We start from the raw sequence: 22,016 nt of genomic DNA on the forward strand, positions 1-22,016 counted from the left end.
TTTTCAAGAATTTATTTTGAAAGAATTTACAATTGAAGGAAAAAAGATTCGTGACATCAAAACATTTTACGTGGAAATTAACCGCGTTTTTATGCCTGATGAAGACTGGAAACTGGGCGAAAGTTTAGATGCGCTGAATGATTTGCTGTATGGCGGTTTTGGAGAAATTGAAGGAAAAGAAAACATCATAATCTGGAAAAATTTTGAAGAAAACCGAAAAATACTGGGTTTCGAGACGACCTTGCAGTTTTATGAAGCTAAATTAAAATCACCCCAAATCTTCAACACCAATTTCATTCAGGAAAAAATAGATGATTTAAAAAAGGGAAACGGCCAAACGTACTTTGAGATTATTCTCGAAATAATTGGTGCGCATTCCAACATTAAATTGATAGAGAAATAAGATCGTTAAGATACTATTAAAAAGAGTTAATCATTAGACGAATGGATTTATTAGATATAAATTTGTTTTCGAATTAAAAAAATACAGCAATATGAATACGTACCAAGTTAAAGCATACGGAACTCCGTCCAAAGAAGAAGATTTAAAGGAAATGCAGATCGAACGCAGAGAAGTGACGCCCACCGATATCGAGATCGAAATTTTATATTGTGGCGTTTGTCACAGCGATTTGCACACCGCGAGAAATGATTGGGGTGGCACAAAATATCCCGCAGTTCCGGGTCACGAAATTGTGGGAAGAATTACGAAAGTTGGCGATGAGGTAACCAAATTTAAAGTCGGAGATCTGGCCGGCGTTGGATGTCTTGTAGATTCCTGCAAAGAATGCGAAAGCTGCAAACAGGACCTGGAACAATACTGTTTAACGGGTTCTACCGGCACTTACAACGGCAATGATAAACATTTGGGTGGTCATACTTTTGGCGGATATTCCGAAAAAGTGGTCGTAACGGAAGCTTTTGGCTTGAAAATTCCTGAAAATCTCGATTTAAAAGCTGTTGCCCCTTTATTATGCGCTGGAATTACAACTTGGTCCCCGCTAAAACACTGGAACGTGAAAGAAGGCAGCAAAGTGGCCGTGGTTGGATTGGGCGGCCTGGGACATATGGCGATTAAACTGGCAAAAGGTTTAGGCGCTCAGGTTACTTTATTTTCCAGAAGTCCCGATAAAATTCAGGATGCCCTGGATTTAGGTGCGGACGCCGTGGTTATTTCCACGTACGAAAACGAAATGGAAACCGTGAAAGGAAAATTCGATCTGATTATCGATACCGTGCCTTATGATCACGACATTAATCCCTATGTTTCGACACTGAACATCAGCGGAACTCTGGTTTTAGTCGGCTACATCGGTCAAATGGGCGATGCCCTGTTTACACCACCCATGATCCTGGGAAGAAGATCGGTGGCTGGTTCGGTAATTGGCGGCATCAAAGAAACTCAGGAAATGCTGGATTTCTGTGGCGAACACAACATTTTACCGGAAATCGAAATGATTAAAATTCAGGATATTAACGAAGCGTACGAAAGAATGCTGAAAAGCGATGTTCGGTATCGCTTTGTGATCGATATGCAGTCTTTAAAGAATTAGAATTTTAAAGAACAAGTACATAATCCGGCCGAAAATTTCAGCCGGATTATTTTTTGAGTATTTACTTCAGAATCTCCTTTGCTACTTTTTGCTTTCCATCGATTGGTTCTGATATTTTTAAACCCAGAATATCGGTAATCACGGGATAAACGTTTACGTTCTGAAATTCGCCAATTTTCTTATTTTCCTTGAAAGCCGGACCAAAAGCCACAAACACCGCCTTCATTTCCGGCACTTTGTAGGGATTGTACCCATGTTTTCCCGCAGATGTTTTCTTGCCCTTTTCCAGAAATATTTTAGAAGGCTCCGGAACGAGCAAAATTTGGCCGATTCTGTTGAACCGGTCGTCGCGCGCGGAGAATTTCAGTTTGCGCGGAAATCTTTTATCCAGATAAACTTTGTAATCATCGGTTTTATTTTTCTTCAGGTCGCGATAAGCAGCCTTCACTTCGGTCGGATCTTTGACAACCACACGCACCAAAGTTTGTGCATTGTAGTAATCAAAACGCGTTTTATCCCTAAGCATCTGAGGAATTTCGAGCGGATTTTCCGTATTTACCTTAATCATTCCGTGATCTGCTACAAAAATGAAGTTCACGTTTTTTAAACCCAACTGATTTACTTTCTCTACTAAATTTTTCACGGCTTCGTCAATTAACTGCACGGCGTCGGCGGTTTCTTTGGCATCCGGGCCAAAATGATGACCGCCTCCATCCACCTCCGGGAAATATAAACTGATAAAGTGCGGCCGTACGTTTTCAGGCAATTTTAACCAGTCGAGAACTTTTTCTACCTTTTCGGCCGGACTGAATTTTTCGTGATAATGATAGTAATAGGACGGTCGCATTCCGCCCGCATTACTGGCAGAACCTACCCACATCATCGACGCAGAGAGCGTGCCGTTTTTTTCTGCCAGACTCCAAAGTGGTGTCCCGCCATACCACGTGCCGTCCTCCGCGTTTTCTTTGCGGCTCATGGCGTAGAATTTTTCCTTTTTGTAATCGTAAAAGAAATTATCGATCAAACCGTGGTGCGACGGGTATAAACCCGTAATCAAACTCCAGTGATTCGGAAAAGTAATGGTGGGAAAACTCGGGATCATGGCCTTTGCCGTAACGCCACTTTCAGCGAACCGTAAAAGATTTTGGGCATTATATTTTTTAAGATAATCGTATCGAAAACCATCTGCAGAAATCAAGATGACATAAGGTTTTGAGAGCGCGTCTACAGAATTTTTTCTGTTCGGAACTACAACTTGCGCAGTATCTACCTGGGAAAATGCCAAAAGAAAAAAAAAGGAAAAGAAAAGGACGGATATTTTTTTCATAATTTCATAATATCGTCCCAATTTACGGGAAAAACGCCTTAAGGTATGTCCTTTAGCCTTGTTAAATTAAATTCAATCGAAATACAATTTTTTCCGACTTATAAAAACAATTAGCATTTCGGTAAGAAAAACATACGTTTAGTTAACATTTCTTAATAAAATATTACATTTGCGGAGATTTCTTTTTTATTATGAGAAAAATTTTATTCTTTCTGTTCGCTTTTATTTATTTTAATTCCTACGCTCAACTTGACCGCGAACATTGGTTTGCACCCATGTTTGATGGGCAGTCTAACAGTGGAGACGAACAGTACCTACATCTCTCGACGAATGAAACCACGCCGTTCAACGTAAATGTGTATAATAATAATGTTGTTATCGCCCAAAAAACCATCAGCAAAGGAAATCCAGGCGTAATTTTTATCCCGAGGTCCTATATTATTACAACGGAATATTCCGACGTGCTTCGGGTGCGAACGATGGGCCTGTATGTAAAAGCTGAAAGACCGTGTTTTGCGAACCTGCGTTTTGGCGTAATCAACCATGCTGAAATTATTACCAGCAAAGGGACGGCAGGCATAGGAACTAAGTTTTATACGGTGGTGGCGCCCAATTCACTGTATAACGACATTCTTGGTTTTGCAGCCAGCTTTATCGCTACTGAAGATAATACAAACGTTACGGTAAACAATTTTAAAAAAAACCTGTCTTTTACCGGCAGCGGAAATTTAAGCAACATCACATTCAAATTAAATAAGGGAGAATCTTACATTATCGACGGGCGGGCGATTAACAGCGAAAATGTGGACGGTTTTATTGGCGCAACAGTAACCTCAGACAAACCTGTTTCTATGACGAACGGGAATTTCAACGGCCAGTACGCGAGCACTGATACGGGAAGCGGTTCCGACATCTTAATGGATCAATCGGTTCCTGTGGACAAATTGGGTGATGAGTTTGTAGTCGTGAAAGGATATGGTGCCCTGGGTAATAATATGGAAGGGGCGATTATTGTTGCTACCGAAAAAAACACCGCCATTTATTTGAATGATTCCACCGTTCCCTTTGCGACATTGGCTAACGAAGGCGATTTTTACTTCATCAATGAGACCAATTATGTAGACCGAACCAACGGCCATTATAATTTGCACATTGTAACCGATAAAAACGTATATGTTTATCAGCTTTTAGGCGGCGTTGAAGCCGGCTCCTCGCCGTTAGCGACGGGTGGCATGAATTATATTCCACCCCTAAACTGCTATCTTCCACAAAAAATTGATGAAATCAGTTACATTAATAAAATCGCGCAAAACGATGCGGATAACCGTTTTGTTACGAAGTTAAATATTATTACAGAAAAAGGCGCAGTTGTAAAAGTGAATGGTGCCGTTCCGAACCCGCTGTATGGGCCTTATGATATCTCTACGATCACCGCAAACCAAAGTTGGGTCACCTATTCTATCCCCAATGTAAAGGGAAACATAACGGTAGTGTCTGATAAAGCGGTTACTGCGGGAATCGCGAGCGGAAATGCGGCTTTCGGTTATGGTGGCTATTTTGCCGGATTCTCTTCCATTCCGCTTATTACAAAAACCGTGGGCGACTGTCTTCCAGGTGTGAAGTTGGAAGTAACTGCAGGTTTTGATAGCTATGAATGGTTAATAAAAGCTGGTGGCGTTTATATTCCCGCCCCCGGAGTTAACAATACCTTCGAATATGCTCCCACACAGGCAGGAATCTATGCCGTAAAGGTAAAACAAGGTTCTTGTGCAGAAATTCAAACGCGGGATTTTAAGTTTTTCAATTGCACCACCTACACCAACTATGATTTTTCGACCTGTACCAGTCAAACTGTTTCTCCCAATTTTGCGCTGAGTACGCAAGGTGTTGATATTTCGACGCTTAAAGTTGATACGCCGCCCACAAAAGGCAGCGTAGTAATTAATCCAGATGGAACATTAACCTACACAGCAAATCTGAACGCCACAGGCACCGATACTTTTAAATTTTCTTTCTGTGGAAACGGCACCATTCCGGATTGCGAAACGGTGCAGGCGACCATCAATTTAAATCAAATTGAACATTACGATAAAATCCTCAATGAGTGTTCTGAAACGTCAACAGCAGTCTTCGATCTTACTTCTGCCCCCGTAACTCCAGATGCGACAGTGACGAAAAAATATTTTACCGATGCTGCCTATACAAATGAAATTCCTCTGGCGCAGCTTACCAACTACACTTCTGCTCCGGCATTTATTTATGTAAAACTTCGTAATACCTTTGGGTGTGAAGCGGAAGCAGAAATCGAATTAAAAATAACTGCGCCGCCGGTTGTTACGCCGTCACTTTACACGCAAAAAACCTGCGACGAGGATATTGATGGAATTATCGACGGCAATTACAAGGTGAATTTAGCAGCAATTACTCCCACGATTGTACAAAATTCCACTGCCTTTGCAGTAAAATATTACGCTACACAACAGCAGGCAATTGACGGACTGATCAATAATATCAAAGGACATTTCACTTTTACAACCGATACTTTTGTTTGGGTTCGTGTAGAATCTCCGGCTGTTTGTACGCCGGTGATCAAAAAGGTTGCATTACAAATCGGAACAAAGGCGTCTTTAATTACAGCGGTAGCAATGAAAGAGGTTTGCGACCTCAACGAAGATCAATCCGAAGCAATTGTTCTTTCCGATTACACTGCTCTGTTTTCGGTGGCGGCTGGAACTTCTGCAACGTACTTCGATACGCTTTCGGACGCGCAAAACAATCAAAATGCAGTCAACGTTAACCAAAACATCACAAGCGACCGAACTTTTTATTACAGAATTAATGTTCCCGATTTCTGTGTAAATATCGGCGCAATGGCGATCAATTTAGAAAAGGGAACGCCCTCGCCCGTCCTTCAACCTTCTTACACCGTGTGCGCCGGAAGCACCACTACACTGGACGTGGGAACGGGTTTCCCCGCAGGAATTCTTTGGAGTACCGGCGAAACGACGCCGACTATTACGGCAGGCGTGGGAAATTATTATGTTGACTTAACCAATGCTTCAGGCTGCATTTACCGCCAAAATGTGATGGTGATTGCCTCACCAAAACCGCAATGGAACGTCGCCGCCTACGATGCTACGAATTGTGATGATGATTTCGATGGAAACGTCAAAGTAAATCTGAATAATGTAACTCCGCTTGTATTGCCCAATTTCGCTTCGTTTACGGTGGAATACTTCAGCGATGTGAATCTGCAAAATCCGATTGCAGATCCTACGAATTTTACGTACATCACAGATACGACCATTTACGTGCAGGCAACTTCCGCTTATTGCCCAGCTGAAAAACGGCAAATCGACTTTAAAGTTGGAAACAGCCTGCCCTTGCTTATCGCGGAGGTTAATGCGAAAGTTTGTGACGACGATTTCGATGGAGTAAAAGCGGTAAATTTATCCGGTTATGTTTCGGAATTTACTTTGGACAGTGCTGTGAGTGTTTCTTATTTCGGAAGTTTGTCAGATGCTCGGAAAAAGATGAACCTCCTTTCAAATCCTGTCACCGTTGCGAATTCAGGGAATTATTATCTGAGATTCCACAAAAGCCAATACTGTGATGTCATTGGAAAAGTGTCAGTTACCATTCAGAAAGCTAAAAAATCGGATTTTTTGTCTGACGAAGATCTTTATATTTGCCCCGAAGCCACTACAGTTCTCAATGCCGGAGCGGGTTTCGACGCTTATTTATGGAGCACGGGTGAAACTACACCAGCCATAGAAGTTCCGGTCGGCGACTATTATGTCGATCTCACCTCGAACGGCTGTACTTACCGGCAATATGTTTTTGTGAAAGCAGTGGCTTTACCCACCATCACGAATATAGAAATTCAGGGATCTACCGTTACTGTAAACGTTACGGGCGGAAACCCTCCTTACCAATATGCGCTGGACGGCAATAATTATCAGGCTTCCAATGTTTTTACGGGAGTTGGCGGCGGCGACCATAGTGTTTATGTGATTTCCGCAGACCATTGCGAGCCGGTTCGCGCAGATATTAATGTAATTGTACTTTACAACGTTATTACCCCAAATAACGACGGTGTGAATGATGTTTTAAATTACGCAGCGTTGCTAAAAAAAGAAGCACCTTTTATGCAAATCTTCGATCGGTATGGCAAAACGGTTTTCACGGGTGATAATAACAATTCCTTTATCTGGGACGGGAAAATTTTCGGCAAAGCTGTAAGTACCGGAAGTTATTGGTATGTGATGAAATGGAAAGAGCCCGGATCTTCTGCCGTAACGCAATACAGCGGGTGGATTCTGGTAAAAAACCGCCTCTAAAAATTTTACAAAAAAACCTGAATTTACTGGATTCAGGTTTTTTTATTTTTTGTTGAGGTTTACTTTTCAACTAGATCGTTCTTCAATTCGAGTAAGATCTGATGCGTTTGCGCTTTTAATTCTGCCAGACCGTCGTTATTATAAATAATGAAATCTGCGAATTTTATTTTATCCTTTTCAGGCATTTGGTTCTGCATAATGGTTTCTACTTCGCGATACGTTTTATTATCGCGATCCATCACTCTTTTCAGGCGGCAATTGTCGTCCGCGGTAATCAGGATCGATTTATAACAACTTTCGTTCAGCTTCAATTCAAACAAAAGCGCAGTTTCCTTAAACACAAAGGGTGTATTGTGTTCCTGAACCCAGTTTTCAAAATCGACTTTAACTGCGGGATGAATGAGGGAATTTAACTGATTCAGCATATCTTCATCATTAAAAACAATTTCGCCGACATACCTGCGGCTGTAGAATCCATTCTCATCGTAGGCTCTTTCTCCCAAAAGGTTTTTGATCTGCCGCTCCAAAGGCGGATTGTTATTCACAATGTCTTTTGCACGGACATCCGAGTAATAAACAGGAAAACCTGCTTCTTCAATAAATTTCGAGACGGTGGTTTTCCCGGAGCCAATGCCGCCGGTAATCCCTATGATTTTTTTACTTTCCCTGGGTTCGGGTTCAGGTTCTTCTTCTACCATAACTTTATTTTAATGTTTTAATCTTAATAGCCAAAAACTTCGTTCATGCTGAAAGTTTCATCCAGGCGAATGCCTTTTTCTGTCATTTTTAAACTGGCGAGTTCGTTGTGCGCATCGTGTTCGAAAAACAACAGATAATCATTATCCACACACTGTTTCAAGAATTTCGCTTTTTCTTCCATCGTCAACAGTGGTCGCGTATCGTAACCCATCACATAAACCTGCGGAATATGTCCCACGGTCGGAATTAAATCGGCCGCAAAGACAATGGTTTTTTCCTGATACTGAATCACCGGAAGCATCTGCTTGTCCGTATGTCCGTCTACAAAAATAACATCCATCTTTAAATCCGGCGCGAAACCATAATTTCCATTTTGCGGAATAGGTAGAAAATTCAGCTGTCCACTTTCCTGAATCGGGATAATGTTCTCCTTCAAAAAACTTGCCTTTTCCCGCGGATTTGGTTCCGTGGCCCATTTCCAATGGTCTTCATTCGTCCAGAAATTGGCGTTTTTAAAGGCAGACCGGTAACCGGTACGATCGTCATTCCATTCTATCGCGCCGCCGCAATGGTCGAAATGAAGGTGCGTAAGAAAGACATCGGTAATATCTTCTTTTACGAAGCCATATTTTTTTAAATTTTTCTCCAGCGTATCGTCGCCCCAAAGCGAATAATGTCCAAAGAATTTCTCGTCCTGTTTATTACCCAAACCGCAATCGATGAGGATGAGCTTTTTACCGTCTTCCACCAAAAGCGACCGCGTTCCGAGTTCGATGAGGTTTCTTTCGTCGGCGGGGTTTGTCCGTTCCCAAAGAGTTTTCGGAACGACGCCGAACATGGCACCGCCATCTAATTTAAATTTTCCACACTGGATTGGGTAGAGTTTCATATTAAAAATGAATAATTAATGATTAATAAATAAGGGCTTAATAGCTTTTGCATCATACTGAGTAAAACTTACTGATTTCCCTTTGATGATTTTAAGATTGCGGTCATAATTTTGATGATCTCTTCAATATCAAAGAGTAGCGATTCGTATTCTGCTTGACTAATATATTCGGTCTTAAAAAGAAGTTTTAACCAATATCTGCTCTCGAACGCTTCTTTGTAAGAAATTTGAAGTTTAAATATAAATTCTTTTTTGCTAAATGCTGCAATTGCCTCTTCAATATTTGCTCCGACCGACGTAGCACATCTTATCAATTGGTTGGAAACTGTCTTTTCATTTCTTTCATAATAAAGGATTTTGTACAAGTTGACAATTCTAACAGAAAAATCAAATGATTTACTCCTAATAATATTATCCCTTTGTTGAAAATTAGTTTCCATTCAAGTTATTCATTATTACTTTTTAATTATTATTTAAAAAAGTTCATCGGGTCTTTTGGGAATCGCAATCTGCAAGTGTTTGTATGCTTTTTCCGTCACTTCTCTTCCTCGCGGCGTGCGGATTATAAAACCTTCCTGAATTAAAAACGGTTCATAAACTTCTTCCAAGGTTTCGGGATTTTCACCAATCGATGTTGCCAAAGCCGAGATTCCCACCGGTTTCCCCCGGAAATTTTCGATCATCACGCGCATAATGCGGTTATCCATATCATCAAGACCGAATTCATCAACATTTAAAGAATTCAAAGCAAATTTTGTAATATTGATTTCAATTTCACCATTTCCTTTGATTTCCGCGAAATCGCGCACTCTTCGCAATAAAGCATTTGCAATTCTGGGTGTACCGCGACTTCGCCTGGCAATTTCCATAGCAGCATCTTCGTAGATCTTTACCTCCAAAACTCTGGCGCTTCTTCCGATGATCATCGATAAAAGTTCAATTGTGTAATACTCCAACCGGCTCTGAATTCCGAACCGCGCGAGCATGGGTTTTGTTAACATTCCGCTTCTCGTGGTTGCGCCAACTAAGGTAAAAGGATTCAATCCGATCTGCACACTTCGTGCATTCGGACCGCTTTCGAGCATGATATCGATCTTATAATCTTCCATGGCCGAATATAAATACTCTTCTACGATCGGCGAAAGACGGTGAATTTCATCGATGAACAGCACATCGTTTTCCTCTAAATTCGTGAGCAGGCCTGCCAAACTTCCGGGTTTATCCAAAACCGGACCGGACGTTATTTTACATCCGACGCCCAGTTCGTTTGCAATAATATGTGCTAAAGTGGTTTTCCCCAAACCCGGCGGGCCGTGTAAAAGAACATGATCCAAAGCGCCGCCGCGGTTTTTCGCCGCAGCCACAAAAACCTCCAGATTATCCAGCGTTTTGCGCTGTCCCGCGAAATCCTGAAAACTCTGCGGCCGGATTTTTTCTTCCTGAATGAGTTCGTCGTCGGAAAAATTATCTTGATCTGGATGCAGAAAATCGGGCATTTTTTAAAATTTAGTCAAAGATAGAAAATTTTTAGAGGGAAAAATTCTTGTCATTTAAAACAAATTAATTTGGGTGGAAAAGCACTTTATAATTTCGAACTTTTCTCCTAAAAACACTCGATTCGTGGGCGTATAAATTCGTAATTTTGCCGGATATGTTTTCAACCCCTCAAAAGGAAAGAATTGCACTGTCTGCATACTTTTTATTGTCCGGAATTTGTTTCTCTTCCTGGGCTTCCAGGATTCCTACGCTCAAAACCATCTACCAGCTGACAGAAGGAGATTTAGGAAATTTATTAATGATATTGCCTGCAAGTGCCCTCATCGGCATTCCACTTTCGGGGTTTCTCGTCGCAAAATTCGACAGTCGAATCCCTATGCAAATTGCCAGTATTTTGTTTATAGTTTCTCTTTTTTCTTTGAGTTGGGGACTTTCACTCCTCGGAATTTCTATTTCCTTGTTCTTTTTTTCAATCGCACTCCGAATCATCAATATTTCCATCAACACGCAGTCGATTTCGGTTCAGCAGAAATTTGAAAAGAAAATCATAGGCTCTTTTCACGGCGTTTGGAGTATTGGCGGAATTGTGGGCGTGCTTTTCTCCACCATCATGTTGAACTATGAAATCTCCATTTTTTGGCATTTTTTATACGTCGCGCTATTTGGTTTGGTCATCACAGTTTTCATGTTTCCGATGCTCATCAAAAACGACAGATCGAAGGTTGGCACTAAATTTAAATTAGGAAAACCAAGCAAATATATTTCTCTCCTCGGATTTATCGTCTTTTTCGCTGCGATCTGCGAAGGCGGAATGTACGACTGGAACGGCGTTTACCTGCAGGAAATCGTAAAACAGGAAGTCTTTACTTACGGCTATCTGCTTTTAATGATCTGCATGACGATTTCGCGCTTAAGTATCGATAAATTGATGGAATATTTTGGCATGCAAAAACTCTATATTGCCAGTTCTGTGCTCATCATTCTCGGAATCCTTCTTGCCACAATTTTCCCTTATCTTTATCCTGTTCTTATCGGATTTGGAATGGTAGGTTTTGGCGTTTCCGGCCTTTATCCGATGACTTTTATCCTCGCCGGCAAAGCCAAAAAATATTCCGTAGCGATCGTGATGTCGATCATCGGAACGTATTCTACGGTCGGTATGTTTTTAGGACCGCCAATAATCGGTTATCTCGCCAGCGCGTTTGGCCTGCAGAAAGCCTTTATTGTATTTATCCTCGCCGGCTTGATGTTTATTCCGCTGTCTAAAATGGTTTTTGACCATTTAAAAAAGTGGCAATAGAACAATTTTTTCTTAAAAATAATCTGTCTTAATTTTTGAATTTATAAAATCAGAATCATGAAGTTAACCGGTCCTTTCAAACAAATTGTTACGCTCGCCAATCTTCCTTTGCGCGGTAAACTTTCAGATGATGAGCTTGAAATTATTGCTGAAGGTGGAATTTTAGTGAATGAAGGTAAAATTTTAAAAACAGGATCTTTTCAAAATTTAAAGGACGAATTTCCTGATGCTGAACTTGAACTGACCGAAAATGAACAGGTTTGTTTGCCCGCGTTCACCGATTCTCACACGCATATTTGTTTTGGCGGAAACCGCGCGAACGACTTTGCCCTGCGGAATGCGGGAAAAACCTATCTCGAAATTGCGGAGACCGGCGGCGGAATTTGGAGTTCCGTGCAGCACACGAGAGCCGCGAGCGAAGGAGAATTACTGAAAACAACTTTAGAAAGAATTAATTTCCTGATTTCATTAGGAATTACAACGATCGAAATAAAATCCGGCTACGGTTTGGATGTGGAAAATGAACTGAAAATGTTGCGCGTTATCAAAAAAGCACAGAAGATTACGAAAGCGACTTTGGTTCCCACGTGCCTTTCCGCCCATTTAAAACCGCGCGATTTCGCCGGAAGTTCTGAGGAATATTTAACCTATATTTTGGAGGAAATTTTACCCAAAGTAAAAGAAGAAAACTTAGCGCAACGCGTTGACATTTTCATTGAAAAATCCGCCTTTTTACCGGAAGAAAGCAAAGAATTTTTATTAAAGGCGAAAGAATTAGGCTTTGAAATTACCGTTCACGCGGACCAGTTCACGTCAGGAAGCTCCCGAATCGCCGTCGAAGTAGGCGCAAAATCAGCCGATCATTTGGAAGCTACAGTTGATGAAGACATCCGGTTTATCGCTGAATCTGATACCGTTGCAACTGCGCTTCCCGGTGCCAGTTTAGGGTTGGGCGAAAAATTTACACCAGCCCGAAAAATTCTGGATGCAGGTGGAATTCTTGCCATCGCCTCAGACTGGAATCCGGGGTCGGCACCCATGGGAAATTTAATTACTCAGGCCTCCATTTTGGCCACGTTCGAAAAACTTTCGACGGCAGAAGTTTTGGCCGGAATTACTTTTCGCTCGGCTTTTGCTTTGAATTTGGAAGACCGCGGAACTTTGGAAAAAGGCAGAAAAGCCGATTTCGTTACTTTCAGGACTGATAATTTTCAGAATATTCTTTATCAACAGGGGCGTTTACAAGCAGCATCTGTTTTTATTGACGGAGAAAAACAGAACTTATGATTCAAGAAGTAAAAAAAAGCGAAATACGGTATCTGGACTTTTGGACTTGGTTTAAAAAGCATCAAAACGATTTTTTCGACGCCATCAAAGAGCGCGGTGATGTGGAAGCGAAATTCTTCAATCGAATTGCGCCAAAACTTCAGCACATCAATCAAAATTTCTTCGTTCTTGCGGGAATGTCTGGGGAAAATACGGCCGAAATGATTGTCACCGTAGACGGAAATATCAAAGATATCGTTTATGCGGAAGAACTCATCAAGGCAGCGCCAACGCTGGAACACTGGAAATTCACGGCCTTAAAACCCGAAACCGATATCGAAAAAATTTATATCGAAATGAGCGATCACGTGTTTCATAAAGACAGCATTTACTTCTACTCCAACGATGATGAGGATTATCCGGACGAGATTGATTTGGTTTTTGTACATGAAGACCTTAACAGTCAAAATGAAAGCGAGCTCATTAGCGGCACCTATTTATTCATCGACAATTATTTGGGTGAATTAAATTTTGCCACACAAATTGATAATTTTAGCATCAAAGGAAAAAATGAGGCAGAAAAAGATCTCATTCCAATTGAAAAACTGAAGGATTTCCTCGGTTGGCGCGAAAGAGAATTCACCGAAAAATACGAAGGCGCTAAAATGACCACGACCGAAGATTCCTATTCTTTACTGGAAGGTACGCTGGAAAATGGTTCTCCCTTGCTCGCCACCGTAAATGTGGATTTGTTGCAGTGGAATGAAAAAGCTTCGCATCCCTGGATTTCAGTTTTACGGATTGAGTTTGTGGGCGATGAAGAAAACGGCTTCCCGGATGATAAAGATTACGACATGTTCAATATTATCGAAGATGAAATAATGATTGAACTAAAAACGACGGAAGGAAACCTCAATTTGGGTCGCGAAACGGCGGAAAATTTAAGAGAAATTTATTTTGTGAGCAAAGACTTCCGAAAGATTTCTAAAGTTCTCGCAGAAACCGTTCAAAAATATCCGGAATACAAAATGAACTTTGAAATTTATAAAGACAAGTACTGGCAATCCTTCGAAAGATATGGAATTCATTAAAAATCTTTATCTTTAAAACCTAAATTAAACTTTAATGAGCAACTTAGATGTATGGGAAGTTTTCATACAAACAAAACCCGGACTTTCCCATAAACACGCCGGAATCGTACAGGCCGCGACCGCAGAAATGGCACTGCAGGCTGCAAGAGATGTTTATACCCGAAGAATGGAAGGAACCTCTATTTGGGTCGTACCGAGCAAATATTTGGTGACTTCTGAGGGAATCGACAAAGAAGCTTTTTTCGATCCGGCAGATGATAAACTCTATCGGCACCCTACTTTTTATGAGATCCCGAATGACGTGAAAAACATGTAGAATAGACGAAGAGATGATTGACTATTAGATACAAGACGGAGAAAGTTGATGGTAGAATATTCTGCTAGGAAACACATTTCGCGAGAACATCTCATATCTCCAATCTTAAAGTCTCCAATCTCTACATCTCATGTCTAAAAATTTAAAAAAAATGAATCCACTTTATAACTATACTTTAAAATTAGCTGACGACACTTTGATCTATGGTCAAAGACTGGGCGAATTGTGCGGGCAGGGGCCGTATCTGGAAGAAGATATTGCCTTGACGAATATTGCTTTGGATTATCTGGGACAATCGAATAATTTCTACAAATACGCGGCACAAATTCAGGATTTGGGGAAAACTGAAGATGATCTGGCTTTCCTGCGTTTGGAAAAGGAATACCTGAATTGCCAACTTTCCGAGCTACCGAACGGTGATTATGCAAACACGATTTTGAAGGTTTATTTCTTCGCGGTTTATCAGAAAATTCTTTACACGGAATTGATGAAAAGCAGCGATGAACAGCTTGCAGCAATCGCTGAAAAATCTCTGAAAGAAGTAAAATACCATTATACGCACACTTCAACCTGGATCAAAATGTTTGCGGGCGGAACTGAAGAAAGCAAAATGCGCTTAAAAAATGCGGTCGAAAATTTGTGGGAATACACCGGCGGAATGTTTGCGGAAACGCAAGGTGAAGAAGATCTGGCAAAATTAGATGTTGTTCCAAACAGTAGAAATCTGCACGAAATCTGGACAAAAACAATCGAGGAAGATTTTCAAAATTTCGGCATCGCAATCCCGGACAGTGACTTTATGCAAAAAGGATCGCGAACCGGTTATCACACAGAATATTTTGGTTTTATTTTATGTGAACTGCAATATATGCAGAGAACCTATCCAAACTGCGCCTGGTAATTTCAATTTGAGAATTTGAGAATGAGTAAATTTGATAATTAAATGACCTCATTCTCAACTCGTCACATTTTCAAATCATCAAATTCTCGATTATTTTGAACAATCTTTTAGAACTTCTTTCCCAAATTCCGGACCCCGAAATTCCCGTCATTAATATCGTGGAACTCGGCATTGTGCGGGAAGCCAAAAGGGTTTCCGACAACCAAGTAGAAATCGTGATCACGCCGACGTATTCGGCCTGTCCGGCCATGTTTAATATTGAAGAAGACATCATCAAACTTTTTAAGGAAAAAGAAATTACGGCAAAAGTGATCACCAAAATTTCTCCCATTTGGACGACGGACTGGATCACCGACGAAGCCCGGGAAAAACTGCGCGCTTACGGAATTACGCCGCCCGAAAAAGGAAATCATGAAGACCATCTAAACATCCCCAAAAAATGTCCGAGATGCGGATCCGAAAACACCAAACAGATCAGCCGTTTCGGTTCTACGCTTTGTAAAGCCAGTTACCAGTGCAACGATTGTCTGGAACCTTTCGATTATTTTAAATGTCATTAACTCAATTTGAAAATGTGGCAATTTGAAGATTTGATGTTTTAAAAAATCCCTTTTCAAAGCTTTATTTTTATAATTATTAAGAGTTTATCTTTGTTAACACACTTTAATTCAAAATTAAATTTAAACTCATTAAAGAATTTCCAAATTTTTAAATTTTCAAATTAACACTATGTATAAACAGCTCGAAATAGAATCTCACCTCGACGGAAAATTACAGATCGCTTATCTCAACGACGAAAAAACTTACAACAGTTTAAATAAAACTTTACTAACTGAACTCCGAACCTTTATTCATGAAGGAAGTCGGGACGAGAACGTTCGCTGTTTGGCGATTTCAGGACGTGGAAAAGCTTTTTGTTCCGGACAAAATTTAAAGGATGCCATGTCTTTCAGCGATCCGGAGGAAGAACGGGTGATACAGCGTATGGTCATCGATTTTTATAATCCTTTGGTAAAAGAAATTTCGAAAGCCAGAAAGCCCGTTATTTCTTTGGTTAATGGACCTGCGGTTGGCGCGGGCGCGATGCTGGCATTGATCTGCGACTTTACTTTAGCGACAGAATCTTCCTATTTTTCGCAGGCCTTCGTAAATATCGGTTTGATTCCGGATACGGGCGGAACGTATTGGCTGCCGAAACTTTTGGGCAGACAGCAGGCAAATTACCTCGCCTTTACCGGCAAAAAATTATCGGCAACGGAAGCGAAAAATTTAGGATTGATTGCAGATGTTTTCGAGGACGAAAATTTTCTTGTAAATGCAATGGGAATTTTGGAACAGCTTTCAAATTTACCGACCAAAGCCATCGCGCTCACGAAAAAAGCGTTTAACGAATCTTATGAAAATTCCCTGAGCCAACAATTGGATGTGGAAGGAATTTTACAGCAGGAAGCCGCAGAATCTGAAGATTTCATGGAAGGTGTATCTGCATTTTTAGAAAAAAGAAAACCGGAATATAAGGGAAAATAAGTTGATTTGAAAATGTGGTAATTTGAAAATTTGAGAATCATGAGAAATGATAAAGAAAATATAATCGTTATTAAAACTTTTGATTTTGCACTGAAGATTATCGAATTTTCTGAAATATTTTTCGACCAAAAGAGATTCTCACTGGCACATCAAATTTTCAGCTCAGGAACTTCAATCGGCGCTAATGTTAGAGAAAGCCAGAATGCAGAAAGCAAAGCTGATTTTATACACAAAATGAAAATTGCAGCAAAAGAAGCTGATGAAGTAGAATATTGGTTGCTTTTATGCAAACATTCTAACGTTTTAACTTCGCCTGCGGAAGAAATGTTTGATCATTTAAAAGCCATTCAGTTGATTCTCTCCAAAATTATTTCCACATCTAAATCCTAATTTCCAAATTAACACATTATCAAATTTTCAAATTAAAATTATGAAAGTAGGAATTATCGGCTCCGGCACCATGGGAATTGGAATCGCACAAGTTGCCGCAACTTCCGGTTGTGAGGTTTATTTATATGATCAAAATTCAGCGCAGACCCAAAAATCATTGGCAAGTCTGAAAAAAGTTCTGGCTCGACTAGTTGAAAAACAGAAAATCACTGCGGAGAAAAGCGAAGAGATTTTTAATAAAATTAAGCCTTGTTCGGAACTTCAGGATTTTAAAGATTGTGATTTGGTGATTGAAGCCATCATTGAAAATAAAGAAATCAAGACGAAAGTTTTTCAGCAACTGGAAGAAATTGTTTCTGATGAATGTATTATTTCAAGCAATACTTCTTCGATTTCGATCACGTCGCTATCTTCTGAACTAAAAAATCCGAAACGTTTTATTGGAATTCACTTTTTCAATCCGGCGCCGTTAATGCCTTTGGTGGAAGTGATTCCGGGATTATTAACCGAAAAAAGTTTAGCAGAGGAAATTACAATTTTAATGAAGAGTTGGGGCAAAATTCCCGTGATCGCGAAAGATGTTCCCGGCTTTATCGTAAACCGAATCGCCCGTCCTTTTTACGGCGAAGCTTTAAGAATTGTGGAGGAAAATATCGCCACGCCGGAACAGGTTGATGAGGCGATGCGGACTTTGGGGAATTTCAAAATGGGACCTTTTGAACTCATGGATCTTATCGGAATTGACGTCAATTTTTCAGTAACTAAAACGGTTTACGCAGATTATTTTTTCGATCCGAAATACAAACCGAGTTTGCTTCAGCAAAGAATGAGCGAGGCCAAGCTCCACGGCCGAAAAACCGGCAAAGGATTTTATGATTATTCGATAGAGAACCAAGAGTCAAGAGTCAAGAGTCAAGATATTAAGGACGATCAGCTTTACGCAGAAATATTTTTAAGAATTATTTCAATGCTCATCAACGAAGCGGTGGAAGCAAAACGCTTGGGAATTGCCGACGATGAAGCCATCGAACTGGCGATGCAGAAAGGCGTGAATTACCCAAAAGGCTTGTTGGCATGGGGAGAGGAGATTGGTTTCGACAAAATTTCAGAAACGCTTCAAGATCTTTACGAAACATATCAGGAAGAACGATACCGACAAAGTCCGCTTCTCAGAAAAATTTGAGAATTAATAAATTTGAGAATTTGAAAATAATTCCAAACTTTATAAATTATCTCATTTTCAAATTATCTCATTTTCAAATTATCACATTTTCAAATTCATTTTATGACTCCACTCGCACTCGCCCAATACATGCTCAACCAGGATCATTTCTCCCGATGGATGGGAATCAAACTCATCGACATACGGGAAAAATATTGTCTCATTGAAATGCCTGTAAAACAGGAAATGATCAACGGACTTAAAACGGTTCACGGCGGTGTAACTTTTTCTCTCGCGGATTCGGCGCTGGCTTTTTCGAGCAATAATACCAATGAAGCTTCTGTTGCTTTACATTGTTCCATGAATTTTACGAAAGCGATTCGCTTGGGAGATATTTTAACCGCAGAAAGCGTTTTGATTTCCGACACGCGAAAAATCGGCGTTTATGATATTTCCATCACCAATCAAAACAAAGTTTTGGTGGCGACTTTTCGTGGAACGGTTTATAAAATTGAGAAAAAGGTGACGGATTTATAATTTGTTTTACCTTTAAAAAGGAACAAAAGATTATTTCAAAAAATACCATTGCGAAATGTCGCAAAATTAGTGATCTGCGTCTTTTTAAATAAACTTCAAAATTAATTTCTAACTTTGATTAAAATTTAGAAATGGAGACGCAGTTACATATTCAGAATAAAAAACTCGAAATTATTCAATGGTTATCAACCGTCGAAGATCTAGGAGTTTTAGAAAAAATTTCAGATATCATTTCTCACGAAAAGAAGAAAGATTGGTGGGATGAAATTTCTGATCAGGAAAAAAAATCTATAAAAAAAGGTCTTGAAGATGCAGAGGCAGAAAAGCTAAATCCACATTCAAATGCACGTGAGATTTATGGTAAATATTTATGAAATTGTTTGGACTGACCATGCTTTAGCGGAACTTCAAGACACGATACATTACCTTGAAACGAAATTTTCACAGCGGGAAATCAGTCGGTTGGCCGAAGAAATCGAGCGGATTTTAGCGATCATAAGTCGTAACCCGACCATTTTTCCTTCTACAGAAAAAGAAAATATAAGAAAAGCGGTCATCTTAAAATTTAATTCTATGTATTTTAGAATTAAAGAAAATGAAATACAGATTCTATCTTTCTTTTCCAATAGACAAAGTCCTGATATTCTCCAAATATAGTTCTGCTACCAACTTCAAAATCATTTTTGAAGTTTTTTTTATTTTGATGTAATATATTTCCGAAATTAGTTGTCTTACTGATAGAAACAAAACTATGACCCACGATATTTTTAAAAATACGGTATTCTGTCTCAAGGATGAGATGTACCGTTTTGCGAAAAGATTCGTGATGAGCAGTGACGAAGCAGAAGACGTTGTACAGGATTTGATGATGAAATTTTGGCAGAAAAAAGAAGAACTCGCGACCTTCGGGAATCTGAAATCCTACGCCTTAAAATCGGTGAAAAATGAATGCCTGAACAGATTGAAGCATCACGATGTGAAAATGGGTTTTGCAGATTTTCAAATGCACAGAAGTGAGCTTTATCAGGTAGAAACCAATAATTTAAAGGAACAGATCGTCGGTTTTATCAATCAGCTGCCGGAGAAACAGAAAGCTGTCATTCACCTGAAAGATGTCGAAGAATACGAAGTCTCTGAAATCTCGGAGATGCTGGAAATGGAGGAAAACGCAGTGCGCGTCAACTTGATGAGAGCACGGCAAAAAGTTAAAGACCAGATCCAAAAACTGATGACTTTTGAAGAAAAAATGATCGAAAATTTATAAAAATTTAGAGATGAAAACGAACGGGCAAGACAAAAAATACACGGAAATCTTTCAGGAACTGAAAGACGAAAAAATGACCTGGGATTTTGAAGATTTTTTGGCTGAAACTGAGAAACCGAAGAAAAATATACCCTTGGTTTCAAAAACAAAAGGCAGCACTCTTCCGAAAATATTTCTAATGGCAGCAAGTCTTGTACTGCTTGTTTCCCTTGGAATTTTCTTCAACAAAAATAACCGGTCGAACATCGATGAAAAAGACACTTTGGTAAAAAACGAAATCCTGAAACAGAAAAACAGTTTTGGAAACGGCACCGAGATCGTGGCGCTGCAAACCAAAGATTCTGTAAATGTAGTTTCCGACAGCTTGCTCTCCGATTCAACTTCTTTTAAATATGATGCCGATGTCGTAGAAAAAATTCTGCCAAAAAGAGGCCGCATCCGACGCGTTTCCCAACCGCAGTACGTTCAAAATTCTCCGGAAAAATCTGCAAAAAAACCCGCGGAGAAAAATATCGACTACAAATCCAATTTCGTCATCATCAACGGTCAGAAAATAGAAAGCGAACAGGAAGCCATCGATCTCACGAAATACTCCTTCCGCATTCTGTCTGAAAATGTTTCTAAAACAGTGGCCTCTACCGAGGCAATCAACAGCTTTAATAACGATTATTAAAAATTAATTATCATGCAAAAATTACTTATCATATTCGCCCTCTTCTTTTCGCATTTCTTCCTGATTAATGCGCAGAAAGACAAACTGGATCAGCTTTTCGAAAAATACCAGGAATCGGACGGCGTTACTTCCATAAAGATCGCCAAACCCATGTTCAATATGCTGAACAAGCTGAACATCGACGATGCCGAACTGGACCAGATCAAGCCCTTGCTCAGCAAAATTAATGGTTTGCGAATTCTGATCGTCGAAAAACCCGAAGCTCCTGCAACGCCTGGCAGCGGGGACCAAATGAAATTCAATTCATTCCAAAAATTGCAATCGGACATTACCAGCTCCATCAAAAACATGAAGTATGAGGAACTGATGACGGTTCACAGCAAAGACAACAAGATTAAATTTTTGTCGTCCGACGCCGAAAACGGGATCTTAGACAACCTGCTTTTAAGCATTAATTCTGAAGGAAATACGGTTTTAATGATGCTGGACGGAAAAATCTCGATGGATGATGTGAATAAACTGGTGAATGAAGCCCAGAATTCCGCGCCCATCAGTACGGTGATGACCGAAAACATCAGTTCGAACAGCGCTACGCAGGTCCGAAACGTGGGAAAATTTACAGGAGTTTCTGTTTCAAGCGGAATTAAAGTGAATTATACGCAAGGAAATAACCAATCTGTAGTTGTAGAAACCGATCCGAACATGCAGCAATACATTTCTACCGAAGTTGAAAATGGCATTCTAATCATCGCAGTGAAAAATAAAAACAATAAAAACCTAAACTTTAAAAAGTTGCTTGTAACCGTTGAAGCACCGCGGCTAACGTCTGCGAAAGTATCTTCAGGTTCGCTTTTCAGCACCATGAACACCATTAACGAAAACGATTTCGACGCAGAAATTTCTTCCGGTGCCAACATGAACGCAGATCTGAATATCAAAAACGCCGTCAACGTCGATATCAGTTCCGGTTCCAGCGTCAGACTGGATGTAAAAGCAAAAACTTTTATGCTCGACGGAACCAGCGGATCGATGTCCACAATCAATGGAAGTGCAGACAAAGTTTCTATCGACTTAAGCAGCGCCGCCGCTTGTAACGCACAGAATTTGGTTGGGCGCAATGTTACTGCCAATGCTTCTTCGGGCGCCAACATAAAAGTTCAGGCTCTGGAAACGCTGGCCGGCACAGCAAGTTCAGGCTCCTCGATCCGGTACAAAGGAAATCCCCAGATTTCCGGCGGTGCTACAAAAACCTCCAGCGGCGGAAGCATTAAACCTTTAAACTAA

At 40.3% G+C, this 22,016-nt stretch carries 23 protein-coding genes; 18 read left to right on the top strand and 5 right to left on the bottom strand.

The features are described from left to right. Window positions 1-16 precede the first annotated feature (16 nt). Window positions 17-403 (top strand): barstar family protein, encoded by a 387-nt coding sequence (locus L0B70_RS03250; RefSeq protein ID WP_235142877.1) that lies wholly within the window; start codon window positions 17-19, stop codon window positions 401-403. A 91-nt stretch (window positions 404-494) separates the two neighbouring features. After that, the gene (locus L0B70_RS03255; protein ID WP_235142878.1) at window positions 495-1,553 is read left to right on the top strand and encodes an NAD(P)-dependent alcohol dehydrogenase; all 1,059 of its coding nucleotides are present in this window, start codon (window positions 495-497) and stop codon (window positions 1,551-1,553) included. Window positions 1,554-1,614: 61 nt separating this feature from the next. On the opposite strand, the gene L0B70_RS03260 is transcribed toward L0B70_RS03255, so the two are convergent. Then, a complete protein-coding gene (locus tag L0B70_RS03260; RefSeq protein WP_235142879.1) occupies window positions 1,615-2,880 on the bottom strand; it encodes an ectonucleotide pyrophosphatase/phosphodiesterase in 1,266 nt (421 codons plus the stop codon). Between the two features lie 191 nt (window positions 2,881-3,071). Here L0B70_RS03260 and L0B70_RS03265 point away from each other — a divergent pair, with 191 nt between their 5' ends. After that, window positions 3,072-7,220, top strand: a complete 4,149-nt coding sequence (locus L0B70_RS03265; RefSeq protein ID WP_235142880.1) for a T9SS type B sorting domain-containing protein — start codon at window positions 3,072-3,074, stop codon at window positions 7,218-7,220. Window positions 7,221-7,279: 59 nt separating this feature from the next. Here L0B70_RS03265 and coaE read toward each other — a convergent pair whose 3' ends face one another. The 4 genes from coaE to ruvB all read right to left on the bottom strand — a co-directional run bounded on the left by coaE (window position 7,280) and on the right by ruvB (window position 10,304). Next, on the bottom strand, window positions 7,280-7,918 hold the full coding sequence (gene coaE / locus L0B70_RS03270) for a dephospho-CoA kinase (RefSeq protein WP_235142881.1): 639 nt from the start codon (window positions 7,916-7,918) through the stop codon (window positions 7,280-7,282). A 23-nt stretch (window positions 7,919-7,941) separates the two neighbouring features. Continuing rightward, window positions 7,942-8,808 carry an MBL fold metallo-hydrolase gene (locus L0B70_RS03275; RefSeq protein WP_235142882.1) on the bottom strand — a complete coding sequence of 289 codons (867 nt, stop codon included), beginning with the start codon at window positions 8,806-8,808 and terminating at the stop codon, window positions 7,942-7,944. Between the two features lie 68 nt (window positions 8,809-8,876). Continuing rightward, window positions 8,877-9,248 (bottom strand): four helix bundle protein, encoded by a 372-nt coding sequence (locus L0B70_RS03280; protein WP_235142883.1) that lies wholly within the window; start codon window positions 9,246-9,248, stop codon window positions 8,877-8,879. Window positions 9,249-9,281: 33 nt separating this feature from the next. Next, window positions 9,282-10,304 carry a Holliday junction branch migration DNA helicase RuvB gene (gene ruvB, locus L0B70_RS03285; RefSeq protein ID WP_235142884.1) on the bottom strand — a complete coding sequence of 341 codons (1,023 nt, stop codon included), beginning with the start codon at window positions 10,302-10,304 and terminating at the stop codon, window positions 9,282-9,284. Between the two features lie 155 nt (window positions 10,305-10,459). Between ruvB and L0B70_RS03290 the strand changes: the two genes are divergently transcribed. The 15 genes from L0B70_RS03290 to L0B70_RS03360 all read left to right on the top strand — a co-directional run bounded on the left by L0B70_RS03290 (window position 10,460) and on the right by L0B70_RS03360 (window position 22,016). Beyond that, a complete protein-coding gene (locus L0B70_RS03290; protein WP_235142885.1) occupies window positions 10,460-11,605 on the top strand; it encodes an MFS transporter in 1,146 nt (381 codons plus the stop codon). 57 nt (window positions 11,606-11,662) lie between these two features. Then, window positions 11,663-12,892, top strand: a complete 1,230-nt coding sequence (hutI, locus tag L0B70_RS03295; protein WP_235142886.1) for an imidazolonepropionase — start codon at window positions 11,663-11,665, stop codon at window positions 12,890-12,892. Beyond that, complete coding sequence (locus tag L0B70_RS03300; protein ID WP_235142887.1) at window positions 12,889-13,962, top strand: DUF695 domain-containing protein; 1,074 nt, start codon at window positions 12,889-12,891, stop codon at window positions 13,960-13,962. Before hutI ends, L0B70_RS03300 begins: the two co-directional genes overlap by 4 nt. Window positions 13,963-13,996: 34 nt before the next feature. After that, window positions 13,997-14,278 (top strand): 1,2-phenylacetyl-CoA epoxidase subunit PaaB, encoded by a 282-nt coding sequence (gene paaB, locus L0B70_RS03305; RefSeq protein WP_235142888.1) that lies wholly within the window; start codon window positions 13,997-13,999, stop codon window positions 14,276-14,278. A gap of 151 nt (window positions 14,279-14,429) precedes the next feature. Further along, a complete protein-coding gene (gene paaC, locus L0B70_RS03310) occupies window positions 14,430-15,179 on the top strand; it encodes a 1,2-phenylacetyl-CoA epoxidase subunit PaaC (RefSeq protein WP_235142889.1) in 750 nt (249 codons plus the stop codon). A gap of 95 nt (window positions 15,180-15,274) precedes the next feature. Beyond that, window positions 15,275-15,739 carry a 1,2-phenylacetyl-CoA epoxidase subunit PaaD gene (paaD, locus tag L0B70_RS03315; protein WP_235142890.1) on the top strand — a complete coding sequence of 155 codons (465 nt, stop codon included), beginning with the start codon at window positions 15,275-15,277 and terminating at the stop codon, window positions 15,737-15,739. 169 nt (window positions 15,740-15,908) lie between these two features. Further along, window positions 15,909-16,706, top strand: coding sequence for an enoyl-CoA hydratase-related protein (locus L0B70_RS03320; RefSeq protein ID WP_235142891.1), 798 nt, complete (start codon window positions 15,909-15,911; stop codon window positions 16,704-16,706). 39 nt (window positions 16,707-16,745) lie between these two features. Beyond that, window positions 16,746-17,096: a four helix bundle protein gene (locus L0B70_RS03325; protein ID WP_235142892.1), complete on the top strand. Its 351-nt coding sequence runs from the start codon at window positions 16,746-16,748 to the stop codon at window positions 17,094-17,096. A gap of 40 nt (window positions 17,097-17,136) precedes the next feature. Further along, window positions 17,137-18,279, top strand: coding sequence for a 3-hydroxyacyl-CoA dehydrogenase NAD-binding domain-containing protein (locus L0B70_RS03330; RefSeq protein ID WP_235142893.1), 1,143 nt, complete (start codon window positions 17,137-17,139; stop codon window positions 18,277-18,279). A 102-nt stretch (window positions 18,280-18,381) separates the two neighbouring features. Further along, window positions 18,382-18,795: a PaaI family thioesterase gene (locus tag L0B70_RS03335; RefSeq protein WP_235142894.1), complete on the top strand. Its 414-nt coding sequence runs from the start codon at window positions 18,382-18,384 to the stop codon at window positions 18,793-18,795. A 131-nt stretch (window positions 18,796-18,926) separates the two neighbouring features. After that, window positions 18,927-19,169: a hypothetical protein gene (locus tag L0B70_RS03340; RefSeq protein WP_235142895.1), complete on the top strand. Its 243-nt coding sequence runs from the start codon at window positions 18,927-18,929 to the stop codon at window positions 19,167-19,169. After that, window positions 19,153-19,452, top strand: coding sequence for a type II toxin-antitoxin system RelE/ParE family toxin (locus L0B70_RS03345; protein WP_235142896.1), 300 nt, complete (start codon window positions 19,153-19,155; stop codon window positions 19,450-19,452). The genes L0B70_RS03340 and L0B70_RS03345 overlap by 17 nt, the downstream gene beginning before the upstream one ends. Window positions 19,453-19,546: 94 nt before the next feature. Next, window positions 19,547-20,059, top strand: coding sequence for an RNA polymerase sigma factor (locus tag L0B70_RS03350; protein ID WP_235142897.1), 513 nt, complete (start codon window positions 19,547-19,549; stop codon window positions 20,057-20,059). Between the two features lie 10 nt (window positions 20,060-20,069). Continuing rightward, window positions 20,070-20,732, top strand: a complete 663-nt coding sequence (locus L0B70_RS03355; RefSeq protein ID WP_235142898.1) for a hypothetical protein — start codon at window positions 20,070-20,072, stop codon at window positions 20,730-20,732. A 12-nt stretch (window positions 20,733-20,744) separates the two neighbouring features. Further along, the gene (locus tag L0B70_RS03360; protein ID WP_235142899.1) at window positions 20,745-22,016 is read left to right on the top strand and encodes a DUF4252 domain-containing protein; all 1,272 of its coding nucleotides are present in this window, start codon (window positions 20,745-20,747) and stop codon (window positions 22,014-22,016) included.

The organism is Kaistella sp. 97-N-M2 (genome assembly GCF_021513235.1).
Taxonomy (GTDB): domain Bacteria; phylum Bacteroidota; class Bacteroidia; order Flavobacteriales; family Weeksellaceae; genus Kaistella.

Excerpts from the sequence above, each read along its gene's own strand:
- paaC (WP_235142889.1), top strand. The coding sequence starts at position 14,430 with ATGAATCCACTTTATAACTATACTTTAAAATTAGCTGACGACACTTTG.
- L0B70_RS03345 (WP_235142896.1), top strand. The coding sequence starts at position 19,153 with ATGGTAAATATTTATGAAATTGTTTGGACTGACCATGCTTTAGCGGAA.
- paaB (WP_235142888.1), top strand. The coding sequence starts at position 13,997 with ATGAGCAACTTAGATGTATGGGAAGTTTTCATACAAACAAAACCCGGA.
- L0B70_RS03330 (WP_235142893.1), top strand. The coding sequence starts at position 17,137 with ATGAAAGTAGGAATTATCGGCTCCGGCACCATGGGAATTGGAATCGCA.
- ruvB (WP_235142884.1), bottom strand. The coding sequence starts at position 10,304 with ATGCCCGATTTTCTGCATCCAGATCAAGATAATTTTTCCGACGACGAA.
- L0B70_RS03260 (WP_235142879.1), bottom strand. The coding sequence starts at position 2,880 with ATGAAAAAAATATCCGTCCTTTTCTTTTCCTTTTTTTTTCTTTTGGCA.
- L0B70_RS03280 (WP_235142883.1), bottom strand. The coding sequence starts at position 9,248 with ATGGAAACTAATTTTCAACAAAGGGATAATATTATTAGGAGTAAATCA.
- hutI (WP_235142886.1), top strand. The coding sequence starts at position 11,663 with ATGAAGTTAACCGGTCCTTTCAAACAAATTGTTACGCTCGCCAATCTT.
- L0B70_RS03290 (WP_235142885.1), top strand. The coding sequence starts at position 10,460 with ATGTTTTCAACCCCTCAAAAGGAAAGAATTGCACTGTCTGCATACTTT.
- L0B70_RS03265 (WP_235142880.1), top strand. The coding sequence starts at position 3,072 with ATGAGAAAAATTTTATTCTTTCTGTTCGCTTTTATTTATTTTAATTCC.
- L0B70_RS03320 (WP_235142891.1), top strand. The coding sequence starts at position 15,909 with ATGTATAAACAGCTCGAAATAGAATCTCACCTCGACGGAAAATTACAG.
- L0B70_RS03360 (WP_235142899.1), top strand. The coding sequence starts at position 20,745 with ATGCAAAAATTACTTATCATATTCGCCCTCTTCTTTTCGCATTTCTTC.
- L0B70_RS03275 (WP_235142882.1), bottom strand. The coding sequence starts at position 8,808 with ATGAAACTCTACCCAATCCAGTGTGGAAAATTTAAATTAGATGGCGGT.
- L0B70_RS03255 (WP_235142878.1), top strand. The coding sequence starts at position 495 with ATGAATACGTACCAAGTTAAAGCATACGGAACTCCGTCCAAAGAAGAA.
- L0B70_RS03340 (WP_235142895.1), top strand. The coding sequence starts at position 18,927 with ATGGAGACGCAGTTACATATTCAGAATAAAAAACTCGAAATTATTCAA.
- L0B70_RS03325 (WP_235142892.1), top strand. The coding sequence starts at position 16,746 with ATGAGAAATGATAAAGAAAATATAATCGTTATTAAAACTTTTGATTTT.
- L0B70_RS03300 (WP_235142887.1), top strand. The coding sequence starts at position 12,889 with ATGATTCAAGAAGTAAAAAAAAGCGAAATACGGTATCTGGACTTTTGG.
- L0B70_RS03335 (WP_235142894.1), top strand. The coding sequence starts at position 18,382 with ATGACTCCACTCGCACTCGCCCAATACATGCTCAACCAGGATCATTTC.
- L0B70_RS03355 (WP_235142898.1), top strand. The coding sequence starts at position 20,070 with ATGAAAACGAACGGGCAAGACAAAAAATACACGGAAATCTTTCAGGAA.
- L0B70_RS03350 (WP_235142897.1), top strand. The coding sequence starts at position 19,547 with ATGACCCACGATATTTTTAAAAATACGGTATTCTGTCTCAAGGATGAG.
- coaE (WP_235142881.1), bottom strand. The coding sequence starts at position 7,918 with ATGGTAGAAGAAGAACCTGAACCCGAACCCAGGGAAAGTAAAAAAATC.